Raw genomic sequence first — 13,691 nt, forward strand, 5'->3', positions numbered from 1 at the left:
ATGGCGTCGGATTATGCGAGCGCGGTTCGCGCTGGTACGATGGCAGCGGGCCGCCTGCATCGCGAACTCGATACGCGCGCACTGATCGAGACCCAAGGCGGCAGCGTCGATGTCTTCGGCGCGATCCATGCCGTGGGTCTACCCTTGCTGCTTCGTCCTCTGAAAGGCCTGCTCGGCGCCTATCTCAGCGCACCTGCTCCTGGCGTTCTCGTCACGACGGAACGACCGATGAGCATCCAGCGCTTCACGGCCGCGCACGAACTCGGGCATTTTTCGATGCGACACGAGCCGAGCCTCGACGATGAGAGCATCCTGCGCCGGATGCCGATGTCGCCCGAACCGGGAAACAACTTCGAGGAAACCGAAGCCGACGCCTTTGCGATCGCCTTCATGATGCCGAAATGGCTGGTGCTCGCGCACAGCGCGCGACAAGGATGGCAGATCGATCATTTCCGGCGCCCCAATGTCGTCTATCAGCTCTCGCTGCGGATCGGCGCCAGCTATGAGGCGACGTGCCGCACCCTGGTTCGCTACAATCTGATTTCGCCATCGGTGATGACCGACCTGCTCCGGACGCAGCCGCGCAGCCTGAAGGTCGATCTCCTCAAGGACTATCGGCCCGACAACTATCGCGGCGACGTCTGGCTGCTGACCGAGCGCGATGCCGGCTCGCGGATCGATGGCAGTCGCAATGATCTTTTCGTGCTGCAGCTCGAAGAACATAGCGGCGGTGGGTATCTCTGGGATCTCGACCAACTGATCGCCAGCGGCTTCGCCGTCGTTCGAGACGAGCGTGAGGCAATCGACGGCGATGGCATCGGTGGTCCCGTTGTCCGCCGTGTCACCGCGGCGCCCGATGCGCCGCGGCGCGGCCGCATGTCGCTCGACGAGCGGCGGCCGTGGCAGCCTGCGCCGGCCCTCACCAGCCTGACGCTCGATTTCGACCTCACCGGCCCGGAACAGACGGGCCTGTCGCGCGCCGAACGGCGGCACCTGCTCGAGGCCGCCTGACGCCCCATGATCGATATCGTCCGTGACCTTCGGCCGCTGTTCGGGCCTGCGCGCGATCAAGGCGCGCGGCCGACATGCCTCGCATTCGCCGCGAGCGACACCCACGCCGGGCTTCGCGACGGCTGGGCACCGCTGTCGTGTGAATTCGCCTTTTATGCCGCGCAGAAACGGGCGGGCAGACCGCCGACGAGCGGCGCACTGCTATCCACAATGCTGGACGCGCTACGGCTCGATGGCCAACCCGACGAGAAAGGCTGGCCGTATCTGGCAGCGGTTCCAGCCGATCATCGACTGTGGACGCCGCCGGCGACCGTTGGCCCGCTCTATGGCCGCAACGGACAGAGGGATGGAACCGACCTGTCATCCATCCTTGCCGCGCTGGATCGTGACACGCCGGTGCTCATGCTGACGATGCTGTCACGGTCTTTCTTCCAGCCGCGCGGTGATGGCGTCGTCGATCCGGCGAACGACGAACTCCCCGAGCCAGCGCAACGGCACGCGGTCGTCGCGGTCGGGCATGGAACCGTGGACGGCACCCCGGCCATTCTCATCCGCAACAGCTGGGGACCAGGTTGGGGCTTGGAAGGCCACGCCTGGCTTACTGAGCGCTTTCTAGCGCCGCGCCTTTTCGCCACGGCAAATTTGACGGAGGAAGTCGATGTATCTTCCCATACCGCCGCAGCCTGACTGCGTTGCTGGCTGGCGCGAGGCGGTCCGGCTCGTCGACCTCGCCACCGGACACCAGGCGCAGAATGTCGTCATCTCCGTGGCCGAGCCGACTGCGCGCGCAACACTCGCCGATCCCGTCGTGGCGGAAGTCGATGCCTTCCTTTCGGGCCATGGCAAGAAGCCCATCGAGACGGTCGCCAACACGATTTTTCCGGCAGCGCTGTACAGGCGCTACGGCGCGCCGCAATTCTTCGACCGGTTTCGCGACAACGTGCTGCCGAAGGTCCGGAGGTCGGGCGCTTGGTCGGGCTATTATTTCGAACGGATGATGGAATTGCCCCGCGCCGACGGCCAGCCAATCAATCAAATCTGGGGCATCGTCGAGCGCCTGCGCAACCCGAACGTCCGAGCGCTCAACAAATTCGAACTGCTGATCTTCGACCCCGCCCGCGACGTGAATGACTCGCCCTACGGCGGTCAGTGCCTGAGCTTTGCCAGTCTCAAGCTGATCGGCAAGGGCGACGATCGTCGCCTCGGCATGACCGCGCTCTACCGCAATCACTACTATATCGAAAAACTGCTCGGCAATCTGATCGGCCTCGGCCGTCTGCTCGAATTCATCGCCAAGGAAGGCGGGGTCGCGCTGGGTCCGCTCACGATCGTCTCGACCAACGCCACGGTCGACACCGCCAACTGGAACCGCGGCGATCTTAAGCAACTCTTTGAACGCTGCGATCAGGCGAGCGCACATCTCCGTGCTGCGGCGTGAGGCGCGCCCAACGGCAGTTCTAGCGGCTCATCGTTGTCATCCGCGACACCGTACAGGCTGAACATGCCCTCGATGAACTCGCGCTGCCCGCCGTAGCTCGGATGGCGGACCGCGGTGGTCGGAATGTCGAGACCGTCCAGCGCCAGGTGAGCGTCGCGCCCGATCGCGACGATCTGGCGGGGCCGGATCATTGACACGAGGGCTTGCAATATCGGCCAGGTCGCCTCGCGCTCGCTTCGCGTGTGGCATCGGTTCGACATCGGATCATCCGCTTCATGGGGATGGAACGGGAAAACGTTCCAGAGCATGACAGGCTGACCGATCCGCTCTAGCACACGCCAGACGATCGCCGCGGTGCGCTCCGCCACGGCGGGTCCCTGCGTCGCACGTTCAAATGCGATGCCGCCCATCAGCGTGCCGGCATGTCCGAGGTGAATTTCGTCGGTCAGCGGTACGCCCGTACGCCGCCCCCCGCGATAGCCGAGATCACGCGCGATCCAGATCGTTTCGACGCGATGATCAAGCGCCGCGGTGAGCAGCATTTCGAGATTGTCGCGGCGCCGGGCGGCGGCGTCGCTGCGGTCATGGACCGTGCAGCGATCGCGCCAGGGATTGAACACTGAGGGAAGTTCGGTCGCCGCCAGGGTGGACACAAAGGATTTCGGGGTCATGACGGCAATTCCTTGATACGCAGGCGGCGATTGGCGAAGTCGATCAGGACGCGGCCGCGCCGATGCTCCTGAAGGAAGCGGAAAGCCGTATAGCCCTGGAGGATCGCTTCCTCCCAAAGCCACAGCGGACAGCGTTCTGATTCGTAGCCGGCGACGAACTGGCGGACATGCTTCAGCATGTCCAGCGGAAGGCCACCGCGCTTCACGTTTTCAAAGTACCGGAGTTGCTGCGCTTGTCCGAAAATCCAGGAAGTTATGCCCTCTTCGATGAGAATCGCCCGAGCACCGTCTTCGGCGTCGTCGAGTTTCGGATCGCTCTTGCGCTTGAGACGGAGCAGCGCACGCAGCACTGGCGACCAGCCAAGCACCGCGACATAAGCGTAGTGAAAGACATCGTGGAAACGATAGTCGTCGGGTTCGAGCGCGTTGTCGGTGAGCCGGTCGCCGACATACACACCGCTTGAGCGTTGATACACGAATGTCTGCCCGCGAACGGTGCGTTCATAGACGTCGATCGCCATCCGCCGCGGCAATTGCTCTTCTGGGTCGAGCGCCGCATCGGTCGGCGCCGGATAGATGCGCTCGCGCGGCCAGCGATCGAAGATCTTGTGAAGATTCTTCACGGCGGCAGCCTCGATGGTAACACCGGATTCGTTTGCCGCCTGGATCAACCGGCGCATGACCGCGACCAGCCGGCCCGCGAGTGCTTCGCGGTCCTTCGCAAGACCGCCCGCCTGGAAATCGTTGATGAGCAGCCCAACGTCGCCTGCCAGCGCGAGCAGGCTATGCTCGAACTGCGGCATCGGTGCCTTGGCAAGCGGAATGTGCTGCGGCTGCAGCGCATGGAAACTGAGCGTTTCGTTGCCGCCCGTCTGCCATTGTCCGCCGTTTGTCGCCGCGGCGGCAGCGATGTCGCTGAGCGCCATGCGGCTGCGCCGTGCGATCGCCGCCAGATACCAAAGGACGTCACCAAGCTCTTCCGCGACGGCGTGAGCGTAACCCAGGTAGGAGGCATCGTCGCGCTGCTTTTTCTTGGCCTCACTGAGCAAGCTGCCGACTTCGCCGAAAAGGCCAAGCATCGAGAAGCCCAGTGCGCGGCCACCGCTGCGTTGATCAGTCCGCGCGGCCTGCTTCGCATAATCCGCAACAGTGAGAGCTTCGAAATCCTCGCTCATCGCCTGCCCTTCCGGCGATCCGATATCGCGTCTGCGGGGACGCTCACGCCATAGGCTTCAAGTGCCCGCAGTACGATCATCCGGATCGGCTCGCGGGAATCGAGCGACCGTTGACCGAGATCGCGTTTCGTAACGGCAGGAATCTGCACCTGAAGATGCTCGTCGCCGACATCGGTTTGCGCTGCGATATTTTTCATGAATCCATGAAAACATAATTTCATGAAAATAGAAAGCCCGAATCCTCCGGATCAGGAGACGCTCGGCCCGCTGCGCTGCCGCCCGAGTGTCCAGTTGATCCCGCCGTCGCGCATGATGCCCGAGACCGATTTACCGACATGGCGATCGAGAACAGAGCGCCACGGCACCAGCGTGAAATCGCGCGACCGTTCGATGAGCGCATGGCGACCACTCGTCATCTCGACTGCGCGCACGAGCCTGCCTTGAACAGCCTCCCCCTCTCTGGCCTCGGCGAACGGAACGCCTAACTTGTCGGAGAGCTGGCGGGCGACACGCAGCAATTCTCGCCGCTGGAGCGCGGCGAGCATCCCTCGCCGATAGACCGTCTGCCCATCCTGTTCGTCTGCAAGCTGTTCGGTGATCAGCCATTGCCGTCGCATCGCCTGCGCTGAACGAACCTCGTGCCCGAACCCAGCATCGCGCACTGGCACCGGCGCTTCGGCGACCAGCTCGCGATCGAGCCAGGTCGCGGCATCGGTTCCCGGTAATTTGTCGAGCGGGATCGCCGACAGGGTTTCAATGGCAACGGGGTGGTCGCGGAACTGCATGGCTTCGAACCTCTCGACCCTGGCGAGATGGTCCGGCGCGATGATCCAGCTTCCGTCGGGCTCGCGCTCGACGACGCCCGAGATTTTTCGCATCGCTTCAAGCCGCCGGACATGCGTTTCGGCGAAGCGTTCGCTGGCGGTCGGATCGTGCTTCAGATGGGCGTCGATCGAATAGCGCCCGCCGTTCGCCGCCGCGATCTCGTCGATCGTCCGATCGACGGCGCGAATGCCGCCCTCGCGTGGCGCGATCCGGACGATGGCATTTTCGGGGATCGTGTCGACCAGCTCGCCCTTGCCGATCTCGGCATAATGGGTGCGCCCGTCGATGCCGTCGACCAGCAGATAATGACGGTCTTCATGTTCGTCGGCGAGCCCGCGCATCACGACGCGGCCGATGATCGGCGTCGCCTCCTTCGCGACCGGGTCGTAGATGACGCGATCGACCGCAGCACGATCGAGCTTCCGCGCGGTCAGCTCGCGCTGCATGGTGCGGATGATGTCGCCGCGCTCGCCGATCTGGCGCAGTGTGTTCGCAAGGTCGGGCTCAAGCCGCCAGGTGCCGTTGCCGACATGCGAGGCGAGTCCCATGCGCCCGAGTTTCTGCAGGCGACCGACGCGAAGCGATTGCTGGAAGGGATCGCCATCGCTCGCGCTGACCAGCCGCGCGGTATCCATGTCGCGGATCAGCCGTCTGTCGATCGCGGTCAGCCGCTCGGCACCCGTATCGCTGCGAAGCCGCTCTTCGATTTCAAGGTCGGTGCGCGGCCCCAGGTCGAGGTTGACGATCTCGATCGCCCGCTGCCGGCTCCCGTGCGAGATATACTCGCGCGCGATCAGCAGATTCTCACCCCGATCGTTTACGCCGCGCACCACGATATGCGTGTGCGGATGGCCGGTATTGAAATGGTCGACCGCCACCCAATCGAGCTTTGTCCCAAGATCCTGCTCCATCTGCGTCATCAGCCGGCGCACGAACGGCTTCAAGTCGGGATACTGGTCGGCGTCCTCGGCCGACACGATGAACCGGAACTGGCGGCGGTCGCCGTCACACCGTTCGAGGAACGCCTTGCCATCGGCGACGTCGCTGTCGGGCGAGTAGAGCGCACCAGCCTCGCCCTCACGGGTCACGCCGTCGCGCTGAATATAGCGAAGGTGCGCCTTCGCACCGCCCATGCCTTTCCCGCCAAGGCCGACAGGCCGTATCTTGACGATCACGCGGCGCGACCGGAACGCGCCCAATCGGTCGCGCGATCTGAGCACCCGCGCAACACTCGCGCCGCGCCCGATCCGGCTGCCGTCGAAACGGCCGCGCCTGCCCGTTTTCATGCCGGCCCGCTTTGCCGCTTTCACGACGCGGCTCAGGTAGCGCTGCTCCTTGCCCCGGCCGCGCATCCGGCCCAGCTGCGGTTCGAACTCATCATCGCGCATAGCGGCGTCCTTCCATGCCGGAATGACGCTCCCCGCCGATAAGAATGGCGCGTCCTCGCCAGAGCGCAAGGAGTCTCGCGATTGGGATCGGAAAAGCCCAGAAAACCGCCACTCCTGGTAACCCTGTCTCGCACTCAAAGGGCGAGTCTCGCAAAAGCCTTCAAAAAACGATGTGCAGACAAACACTTACAAAATCGCGAGATTTTGCCTCTATCTTGCCATCGAGCCCGACTGCCACCTGCCGCCCCAGACGCCCGCTTTGCCTTCCCGCCTTCCCGATCAAAAAAGGGGAGCGGCGCCATGCGGCACCACTCCCGCGAACCTGCCCCTTCAACAGCGCATCGCCTTATTGCCAGCCTGCCTGTTCGGCCTGACGCAGCGCCCGATTGCACCGCTTCAGCCTCTTCTCAGCGGCCCTTAATTCGGCTTCGATCTGCCGCCGTTCTCCCGCGTCATCGCACCATGAAAGCTCCGCGCGAAGCTCCTCGATCTGTTGTTCAACCGACATCTCATCCTCCTGATACAAGCGAAAGATGAGCCATCGCCCGGCGGGGAGCGGGCGGGGTCAACCACCGCGCAGCGGCCGCGAAGCGGGCGACGGGGGAGCCGATTTTCTCGTCGCCGGAGTGGAGCGAAGCGGAACGCAGGTGGCGTGAAAATTGGGGGAACCGTCGATGGTTGAGGCGGTCCGTTCGCCGCCGGATACTCGGTGCTTGCTGAGCGGATTTCTTCCTCTCTGCAGGCCCGCAAGCGCGTTCCGGTGCAGGAAAAGGCCCACGCCAAGCCCTCAAGGCATGAGGAAAGCCCCGCGCCGGGTGACCGGCGCGGGGCCGATCCGGCTCAGTCGCCGGGGTTCCAGATAACGGCGAACGCGTCGTCGTCGTCCTGCCCGGCGGCGCGGCCGAGATTGGCGTAGAGGGTGCGGCCGCCAAGTTCGGGGGCCGACATGGCGAGGCGGACATATTCGCGCTGGCTCACCTCGCCGGTGCGGATCCAGCCGCCGCCCAGTTCGACGCCGTTCGACAGCACGCGGTAGTCGGGCTGGTCCCCGGTCTTACTGCGGTTGGGGATGATGGCGATCTCGGCATTGACCGAAAGCGTCTTCAAGGCGCCCCGGAACGAACCGTCGTTCTGGCGCTGGACATGACCGATTGAGGGCATTTCTCGTCTCCTTGCACATTCGCCCGACCCGATGCCGGGCGATGGGCGGACCGAAGGGACGGCCCTTGAGCGCGCTGCGAACCGCAGGCCGAAGCGAAGCGGAGGACCGGAAGCGCGGGGCTGATTTGGAGCGAAGCGGCCGCGAGGAGCGCCGCCAAAGCGGCGCGGGGAAATCAGTTCCGCGCGATGGTTTCGCGAGGCGCGCGGCCGTCCCAGGTCATGCGCCCAAGGAGCCGGCGACGGGTTGGTGAGACACGAAAGGACGAGATGCGCGCGCGGACAGGAAGCCCAGTCCGGCGTCTTTCCGGGAAGCCATGATTGCTTTCGCGGCCACGAGGCCGCGGCTATAGCCTCACGGCGATGAACGAAGGAACGACGATTGCGGGGCAGATCGAACGGCTGATCGTGCGGCTGGACGGCGCGGCGGTGTGCGATGCCTGCGTGACTGACCGGCTCAACCTGTCGGTTACCGCACAGGCCAATGTCGTCACCTGCGCGCTCGGCGGCACGCGCGGATTCGAGCGGCAGAAGGACGAATGCACGTTATGCGGAAGCGCCCGGACGGTGATCCGCCGCACCGCCCGGTAGGTCAGGCGGCAGGGGTTTTCGGCACGCGAGCGCGCAGTGCGGCGCGATTTGGGCTAGTTGCCGTCGCCCGCGAGCGCGCGCGACAGCGCCTCGTTGGTCGCGTCGATCTCGATGCGGTCTGCGAAAATCGCGCACCAGCCGCCACCGAACTCCCCGATGCGGGGCTTGGAACAGGTCATGGCCCATTCAAAGCCGATCGGCCCCTTGGCGAGCGTTTCGGGGCAACATCGCTGGATCACCACCGCGATGGCAGCGGCATCGAAATCGTCCATGCTGGCGAAACACACGATCCGCGCGGATGGATCGTCGGGGCAGGTTTCAGCGATGAAATCGGCTCCGATGGTGGGAAATTCGGGATCGTTGAACGCCTCGCGAAACCCGCTCCACCGCGCGTTCGCATCGTCCGGCGGAAAGGCTGCGAGCAGCGCCGCGCTCGGCGGATCGGGCGCGTCGTCATTCGCTAGCGCGTAGCCAGCGTTTGCGACTTCCTCGATCAGCGCGCACTCGGCGGCGGTGCAGCGAAAGGCGAAGCTGCCCTGAATCCAGATGTCAGCCATTGCTCGCCTCCTCCCGTTCGGGCGTGATGACAAGCGGGGGCACCGCGAAGTCGGCCGCATCGAAATGCGCGATGATCGCCGCATAGCTGCCCAATCGCTCGGCGGTGCAGCGCCCCATGAGGATATAGTCGTCCTCGTCGGCAGCGTAGCTTTGCGGTTCGCCGCTGCCGGTGAACACGGTGCGTTCCGCACCCCACTGGCAGGCATAGGCGCCCGACCAGCGCGCGAAGAAAAGCCCATGCGCGATGCAGAAGGCTTCGAGTCCCTCGAACCGCCCCCAGGCGACCTCGTGCGCCATGAGCGCCAAGGGCTCGCCCTCGGGCAGATCGCCGAGCGCGAAGGGTTCGCCGTCCCATTCGGTGGACAGCCCTTCGTTCGCGATGGCCTCGGCGAAGGCGGGAAGCTGGCTGGCGGGGAGCGTCCCGCCGATGGTGATGGATGCCGAAACACGGTCGGCCATGACAAGTCTCCTGTCTGAAATCCGCGCCGCGAGGGCCGCTTGCGGCCGAGCGGCGCGGCGATTTTATGGGGGACGGAACGGGCGGCGGGTGCGCCGCCGCCCGTCCAGTTTCATGCGGCTTCGCGCTCGGGCTGTTCCTGCGGCTCGGCCTTGGCAGGGGCCGGAAGCGCAATCACCGCGCCGGGGCCGGTCGGTTCCGGCTCGCGGTCGGGGCGCGCCGCGAGCACCTTGGCATGAGCCGCGACGGTGCCGACGCCGCCGCGCGCCGTATAGGTAGCGGGCGGGAACGCCATCCATTTCGGCACCCAACCCTCGACCTTGGGCCGCCCGTTCGCACCCTCCAGATGGTCGCGGACGATGCGCTTCAAGACCTTGCCCGGTTCCTTCGCATTGGCGGCGGCGACAGGTTCGCCCGCCACCTCGGCGACGATGCGGGTCAGCACCTCCTTGTCGCGGACACACTCGAAAAAGGCGTCGTCGGCCTGCCAGTAGCGGGCCATATCGACGCCGATCTCGCCGCCGACCGCCTCGATGGCGGCGCTGCCGCTGGCGAGCGTTTCGCCCATGACGATGACGATCACGTCCATTACGGCGCGGTCGGGCACGTCGAGCAAGCGCAGGAACACGCCGACCAGTCCGAAGTCGTCGCCGTTGCCGCCTGTGACGGTCGGTTCCTCGGGCGAGAAGCCGAGAAGGTCCAATACGGCGCGGCGCTTCGCGTCGAAGTCGGTTTCCGCGCGGCAAGTTTCGACGCTTTCGCGCACATCGTCGTTGCGCGCGGTCTGCGGCTCGGGCTTGACCGTCCACAGTGGCGACCCGACGATGACATGGGCGACCATCAAGCGCAGCGCGACCTTGGGATGACGGGTCAGCGAGGCGCGGACAGCGGCATGACGGTGCAGGTTGATATAGGTCTGCATCGTGCTCGTCACTTCGGGGCGCGGCACTTTGGGGCCGGTTTCGATTGCCTCGCCGCGTTCGAGCCGCTTGGCCTCCTTGCTCGTCACATAGCCTTCGTGGACCTCGACCTCGCCGCTTTCGCGCACATCTATATACACGCGCCCGCCCTTGCGCTTGGGTGCCTTGGCGAACTCATAGCGGTAGAAATATTCGCCGGGCGGGACGATCACCACGTCGAACCATCCGGCATCCAGATAGTCCTCCTTGCGCGCGTCGATTACGGCGTTCTGCGCGGTCCAGAACGCGTCGGCATCTGCAAAATAGCGGTCTTCGCCGAACAGATCGGCGACGATCGCAAGGCCGCTCGCATCGACGTCGAACAGGGCATGTTCGACCTTGATCGACTGCCCGCCGAACAGCCATGCCTTCAATTGCTGGCCGGTCGGGCAATAGGCGTCGTCATCGTCGTAGAGCGCCAGCCATGCCTTCTGCTGCTGCTTGCTCGCCAGCGTCAGATGCCGGACGGTCGCCGCGTTGATCTTCTCCTTGCGGTAAAGATCGCGGATGCGCGGAAGCAGGTTGCCGAGCGCTAGGATACGCTTCACGCCAAGCTCGGGAATGCCGAACGTCGCGGAGATATCCGCAATGTCGCGGCCCTCCTTGACCAGCCGTGCGAAGGTTTCCCATCGCGTCACCTCGTCGGGATCGAGCCGGGTGTTCTCGAGAAGCGATGCCTCGATGGCGTCGGCGTCGTCCCCGGCGTCGAGGATGGCGACGGGAAGCGGGCCGTGGTCGATGCCCTCGACAAGCGCGATGGCGTTCGCCGTCCAGCGCCGCCGCCCGGCGACGATTTCGTGGACGCCATTATCGTTGCCCGCCTGCGGGCGCACGATCAGCGGCACGATGACACCGCGCTTGCGGATCGAGGGCAGAATGTCGCCCACGTCCGGGGGCTTGGGTCCGTGCCGCATGTTCACCTTGGACGGAACCAGCTTGCTATGGTCGATAAAGTCGAGTTTCATTGGTCTGCTCCTTCTGGAGCGCCGGTCCCGTTTGTCTTGCTGGATGGGCGGGACCGGCACTCAATGCGGCGAAACGCGCCGCGCGTCATCCGGCCCCTCGATCATCAAGAGGCGGCGGAAGCTCGTTGCCGTTCCGGCTATCGGTGATGCGGCGAAGTTCGGCTTCGGCCAGAACGATTGCACCCATGCGCCGCGCGGTATCGGACCATAGCGAAAGCGGGGCCAGCGGCTCGAAATGCTCGTCGCGCTCGATGAACAGGCCGAAGGGCAAGCGGACGCCCGCAATCTCGGTAAGCGAGAACACGCCCATTTCCGGGCATCCGAACCCCAAGTCGGCGAGGCCGAACAGCGTGTCTCCATCGTCGTAAAGCTCGGTGGCGATCCACGTCGCCGCGCCGACCGGATTGAAGAATTTGACCACCGGGAACGGGTCGAACCGTTCGTCGCGCTGCTCGTGGAGGCGGCTGGCGCGCGCATTCGCGCGCAGCGCCGAAAGGATCGCATGGGGGAGCGTAATCATGCCGCTTCCCTCCCTTCGTCCTGCGTCTCGGCGTAGCGGGCAAGCAGCCAATCGGCGGCCTTGCTCGCCTGACTGGCCGCGCGAAAGATCGCGCGATTGTCCTCGCGCAGCACGTCGAGCCATGATGCCAGATAATCGGCGTGACGAACGGTCGGCACGATGCCGAGCGCGGCGCAAAGGAAGGCCGATCCCATCTCGGCGATCAATTCTTCGCGCGCATAGTCCTTGCTGCCGAACGCATTGCGCAGATTGCGATTGAGGCGCGACGGGTGGCCGCTGGCATGACAGAGTTCGTGCAGCGCCGTCCGGTAGAAATTGATCTGTTCGTGGAAGGCCGGTTGCGGGGGCACCTGCACATAGTCGGCGCTCGGGACATAGTAGGCCTTGTCCCCACCGATGCGGAAATCGACGCCCGATGCCGCAATGACCGCTTCGGCGATCGGCACGACTTGGCGTTCGGGAAGCGGTGCGGGGTCGGTGGCAAGGCCGGGGCGCAAGCCTTCGCACTGTGCGACGTTGAACACGGTGAAGCGTTTGAGGAACGGCACCGCGCGGGCTTCGCCGCCGGTCTGGCGCGCGCGTTCCTTCTCGGCTTCGGGGGTGAAGCGGTCGGCATAGACAACCCTTGTCCCGCGCTCGCCTTTCCTGACATTGCCGCCCGCCTCCAAGGCTTGGCGGAAGGTCAGCCACGATTGCGACGGATAGCCGTTCTCGATCACTGCTCCCCACAGGATCAGGACATTGACGCCGCTGTAATTGCGGCTGGTGAGCCCGTTGCGCGGGAGGCCGGGGGCGGCGGAGAAGCCTTGACCATTGGGGCGGCCCCAAGGCTGGACCCAAGGGAAGCGGCCCGCCTCAAGTTCGGAAACAATGCGGCCCGTCACCTCGTCGTAAAGATTGGCGCGCTCCGCCGGGGGCTGGCGTTTGCTGCCCTCTGCGCGCGCGCGTTGGCTGCCGGTCTGGTGCATGGCTATCCTCCAATGCCGCCCCAAAAACCCCAGGGCCTCCCCCGGAGCGGGGGTGGGCGGCGAATTGCGACCTGCCGGGCGCGGCCAGGAGGCGGTCCGCACCCGCAGGGCCGAAATGCAATGGAGGAGCCGGACCCGAGCGCAGTCGAAGGCCGGCTTGCGGGACGCCGGGCCGGGCCCAGAAGGGAGCGCCGCCCACCCGCGCGACGAGGGGAAGGCCCAACGAAAAATGCCGCCGCGCCGGTCAGGCGCGGCGACGACAGGCCGGAGCAAGGCTCCGGCATCCCGCCAGTCCGATCGTCACCTTTGGCCGGGACGCGCGAAGCGTGGCCCGGTGGAGCTTGGCGAACGGATGTGAGCCTAGCGGAATAGAGCGGCGGTCGCGCCGCAGGCGCGAGGCGCCTGAAAACCCGGATGCGTCAGGTCAGACCCTGCCGTCTTGAAGCACTCTCGTCGTGGTCGCCATGCGCGCGGTGACACGAGGAGCGAGCACTCGGCCCACTGGCCCCAACAGATCAACCGTGCAGCGGGGATCCGTTCGAACCGGTGCAAGCGGTCATCGCGGGCAACAGGCTCATCATGGCGGCACCGGCGATGATGATCGCGCCGACCGCCGCGGCGATGCCGGTCGCGGTCGGCCCCGCACCGCCGAGCTGCATCAGGCTGGAGACGACACTGCCGCCGGCGATCCCGGCGGGCACGGCGAAGAGAAGCGCGATCGCTCCGCGAAGCGGAACGGGCAACCGCGACGCGATGAGCATGCGTCCGATCAGCAAGACCGCGACGCCGACGACGAGGCCGAGAAGCAGACCGAGCAACGGCCCCAGTTCGCCACCCCCCGCCCACAGAAATGCGGCCGCACCGAGCCCGACCGGGAGTGCGAAGACGGCGAGCCGGAACATCGCCCAGGCGAAGAGGACGATGCCGGTGGCGGACAGGATCAGACCGAGCAACATCACGACCAACTCCATAGGCTCGGAACATAGCAGAAACACGATTCGGCATGA

At 65.4% G+C, this 13,691-nt stretch carries 16 protein-coding genes; 4 read left to right on the top strand and 12 right to left on the bottom strand.

Features of this window, described 5'->3' with window-relative positions; translation table 11 throughout:
• From B4F07_RS09145 to B4F07_RS09155, 3 genes are read left to right on the top strand one after another with little or no spacing between them, the layout of a single operon-like run.
• Nucleotides 1–1,011 (top strand): ImmA/IrrE family metallo-endopeptidase, encoded by a 1,011-nt coding sequence (locus B4F07_RS09145; RefSeq protein ID WP_017499941.1) that lies wholly within the window; start codon nucleotides 1–3, stop codon nucleotides 1,009–1,011.
• A gap of 6 nt (nucleotides 1,012–1,017) precedes the next feature.
• Nucleotides 1,018–1,698 (top strand): C1 family peptidase, encoded by a 681-nt coding sequence (locus tag B4F07_RS09150; protein WP_017499942.1) that lies wholly within the window; start codon nucleotides 1,018–1,020, stop codon nucleotides 1,696–1,698.
• Nucleotides 1,670–2,449 carry a hypothetical protein gene (locus tag B4F07_RS09155; RefSeq protein ID WP_017499943.1) on the top strand — a complete coding sequence of 260 codons (780 nt, stop codon included), beginning with the start codon at nucleotides 1,670–1,672 and terminating at the stop codon, nucleotides 2,447–2,449. Before B4F07_RS09150 ends, B4F07_RS09155 begins: the two co-directional genes overlap by 29 nt.
• Here B4F07_RS09155 and B4F07_RS09160 read toward each other — a convergent pair.
• From B4F07_RS09160 to B4F07_RS09185, 6 genes are all read right to left on the bottom strand, one after another.
• Nucleotides 2,416–3,120 carry a uracil-DNA glycosylase gene (locus tag B4F07_RS09160; protein ID WP_017499944.1) on the bottom strand — a complete coding sequence of 235 codons (705 nt, stop codon included), beginning with the start codon at nucleotides 3,118–3,120 and terminating at the stop codon, nucleotides 2,416–2,418. The genes B4F07_RS09155 and B4F07_RS09160 overlap by 34 nt on opposite strands.
• On the bottom strand, nucleotides 3,117–4,295 hold the full coding sequence (locus B4F07_RS09165; RefSeq protein ID WP_017499945.1) for a nucleoside triphosphate pyrophosphohydrolase family protein: 1,179 nt from the start codon (nucleotides 4,293–4,295) through the stop codon (nucleotides 3,117–3,119). The genes B4F07_RS09160 and B4F07_RS09165 overlap by 4 nt, the downstream gene beginning before the upstream one ends.
• Complete coding sequence (locus B4F07_RS09170; protein ID WP_017499946.1) at nucleotides 4,292–4,492, bottom strand: hypothetical protein; 201 nt, start codon at nucleotides 4,490–4,492, stop codon at nucleotides 4,292–4,294. The genes B4F07_RS09165 and B4F07_RS09170 overlap by 4 nt, the downstream gene beginning before the upstream one ends.
• Before the next feature lie 51 nt (nucleotides 4,493–4,543).
• Nucleotides 4,544–6,508: a relaxase/mobilization nuclease RlxS gene (gene rlxS / locus B4F07_RS09175; RefSeq protein WP_017499947.1), complete on the bottom strand. Its 1,965-nt coding sequence runs from the start codon at nucleotides 6,506–6,508 to the stop codon at nucleotides 4,544–4,546.
• 346 nt (nucleotides 6,509–6,854) lie between these two features.
• Entirely contained in the window at nucleotides 6,855–7,016 is a 162-nt protein-coding gene (locus B4F07_RS09180) for a hypothetical protein (RefSeq protein ID WP_168196079.1), read from the bottom strand.
• A gap of 332 nt (nucleotides 7,017–7,348) precedes the next feature.
• A complete protein-coding gene (locus B4F07_RS09185; RefSeq protein ID WP_017499949.1) occupies nucleotides 7,349–7,669 on the bottom strand; it encodes a DUF736 domain-containing protein in 321 nt (106 codons plus the stop codon).
• A 360-nt stretch (nucleotides 7,670–8,029) separates the two neighbouring features.
• Between B4F07_RS09185 and B4F07_RS09190 the strand changes: the two genes are divergently transcribed.
• Nucleotides 8,030–8,257 carry a hypothetical protein gene (locus B4F07_RS09190; RefSeq protein ID WP_017499950.1) on the top strand — a complete coding sequence of 76 codons (228 nt, stop codon included), beginning with the start codon at nucleotides 8,030–8,032 and terminating at the stop codon, nucleotides 8,255–8,257.
• Between the two features lie 53 nt (nucleotides 8,258–8,310).
• Here the strand turns inward: B4F07_RS09190 and B4F07_RS09195 are convergent, their stop codons facing one another.
• The 6 genes from B4F07_RS09195 to B4F07_RS09220 all read right to left on the bottom strand — a co-directional run bounded on the left by B4F07_RS09195 (nucleotide 8,311) and on the right by B4F07_RS09220 (nucleotide 13,643).
• Nucleotides 8,311–8,814: a hypothetical protein gene (locus B4F07_RS09195; RefSeq protein WP_017499951.1), complete on the bottom strand. Its 504-nt coding sequence runs from the start codon at nucleotides 8,812–8,814 to the stop codon at nucleotides 8,311–8,313.
• Nucleotides 8,807–9,274 carry a hypothetical protein gene (locus tag B4F07_RS09200; protein WP_017499952.1) on the bottom strand — a complete coding sequence of 156 codons (468 nt, stop codon included), beginning with the start codon at nucleotides 9,272–9,274 and terminating at the stop codon, nucleotides 8,807–8,809. The genes B4F07_RS09195 and B4F07_RS09200 overlap by 8 nt, the downstream gene beginning before the upstream one ends.
• A gap of 110 nt (nucleotides 9,275–9,384) precedes the next feature.
• Complete coding sequence (locus B4F07_RS09205) at nucleotides 9,385–11,196, bottom strand: ParB/RepB/Spo0J family partition protein (RefSeq protein WP_017499953.1); 1,812 nt, start codon at nucleotides 11,194–11,196, stop codon at nucleotides 9,385–9,387.
• Between the two features lie 85 nt (nucleotides 11,197–11,281).
• Nucleotides 11,282–11,716: a DUF2958 domain-containing protein gene (locus tag B4F07_RS09210; RefSeq protein ID WP_017499954.1), complete on the bottom strand. Its 435-nt coding sequence runs from the start codon at nucleotides 11,714–11,716 to the stop codon at nucleotides 11,282–11,284.
• Nucleotides 11,713–12,684, bottom strand: coding sequence for an ArdC family protein (locus B4F07_RS09215; RefSeq protein ID WP_017499955.1), 972 nt, complete (start codon nucleotides 12,682–12,684; stop codon nucleotides 11,713–11,715). Before B4F07_RS09215 ends, B4F07_RS09210 begins: the two co-directional genes overlap by 4 nt.
• Nucleotides 12,685–13,199: 515 nt before the next feature.
• Nucleotides 13,200–13,643 carry a hypothetical protein gene (locus B4F07_RS09220; protein ID WP_136175471.1) on the bottom strand — a complete coding sequence of 148 codons (444 nt, stop codon included), beginning with the start codon at nucleotides 13,641–13,643 and terminating at the stop codon, nucleotides 13,200–13,202.
• Nucleotides 13,644–13,691: the final 48 nt, after the last annotated feature.

Origin of the sequence: Sphingopyxis sp. UBA6723, assembly GCF_002454115.1 — a bacterium.
In the GTDB taxonomy this organism is placed as follows: domain Bacteria; phylum Pseudomonadota; class Alphaproteobacteria; order Sphingomonadales; family Sphingomonadaceae; genus Sphingopyxis.

Excerpts from the sequence above, each read along its gene's own strand:
- rlxS (WP_017499947.1), bottom strand. The coding sequence starts at position 6,508 with ATGCGCGATGATGAGTTCGAACCGCAGCTGGGCCGGATGCGCGGCCGG.
- B4F07_RS09215 (WP_017499955.1), bottom strand. The coding sequence starts at position 12,684 with ATGCACCAGACCGGCAGCCAACGCGCGCGCGCAGAGGGCAGCAAACGC.
- B4F07_RS09200 (WP_017499952.1), bottom strand. The coding sequence starts at position 9,274 with ATGGCCGACCGTGTTTCGGCATCCATCACCATCGGCGGGACGCTCCCC.
- B4F07_RS09180 (WP_168196079.1), bottom strand. The coding sequence starts at position 7,016 with ATGTCGGTTGAACAACAGATCGAGGAGCTTCGCGCGGAGCTTTCATGG.
- B4F07_RS09210 (WP_017499954.1), bottom strand. The coding sequence starts at position 11,716 with ATGATTACGCTCCCCCATGCGATCCTTTCGGCGCTGCGCGCGAATGCG.
- B4F07_RS09150 (WP_017499942.1), top strand. The coding sequence starts at position 1,018 with ATGATCGATATCGTCCGTGACCTTCGGCCGCTGTTCGGGCCTGCGCGC.
- B4F07_RS09190 (WP_017499950.1), top strand. The coding sequence starts at position 8,030 with ATGAACGAAGGAACGACGATTGCGGGGCAGATCGAACGGCTGATCGTG.
- B4F07_RS09170 (WP_017499946.1), bottom strand. The coding sequence starts at position 4,492 with ATGAAAAATATCGCAGCGCAAACCGATGTCGGCGACGAGCATCTTCAG.
- B4F07_RS09185 (WP_017499949.1), bottom strand. The coding sequence starts at position 7,669 with ATGCCCTCAATCGGTCATGTCCAGCGCCAGAACGACGGTTCGTTCCGG.
- B4F07_RS09205 (WP_017499953.1), bottom strand. The coding sequence starts at position 11,196 with ATGAAACTCGACTTTATCGACCATAGCAAGCTGGTTCCGTCCAAGGTG.
- B4F07_RS09195 (WP_017499951.1), bottom strand. The coding sequence starts at position 8,814 with ATGGCTGACATCTGGATTCAGGGCAGCTTCGCCTTTCGCTGCACCGCC.
- B4F07_RS09160 (WP_017499944.1), bottom strand. The coding sequence starts at position 3,120 with ATGACCCCGAAATCCTTTGTGTCCACCCTGGCGGCGACCGAACTTCCC.
- B4F07_RS09145 (WP_017499941.1), top strand. The coding sequence starts at position 1 with ATGGCGTCGGATTATGCGAGCGCGGTTCGCGCTGGTACGATGGCAGCG.
- B4F07_RS09165 (WP_017499945.1), bottom strand. The coding sequence starts at position 4,295 with ATGAGCGAGGATTTCGAAGCTCTCACTGTTGCGGATTATGCGAAGCAG.
- B4F07_RS09155 (WP_017499943.1), top strand. The coding sequence starts at position 1,670 with ATGTATCTTCCCATACCGCCGCAGCCTGACTGCGTTGCTGGCTGGCGC.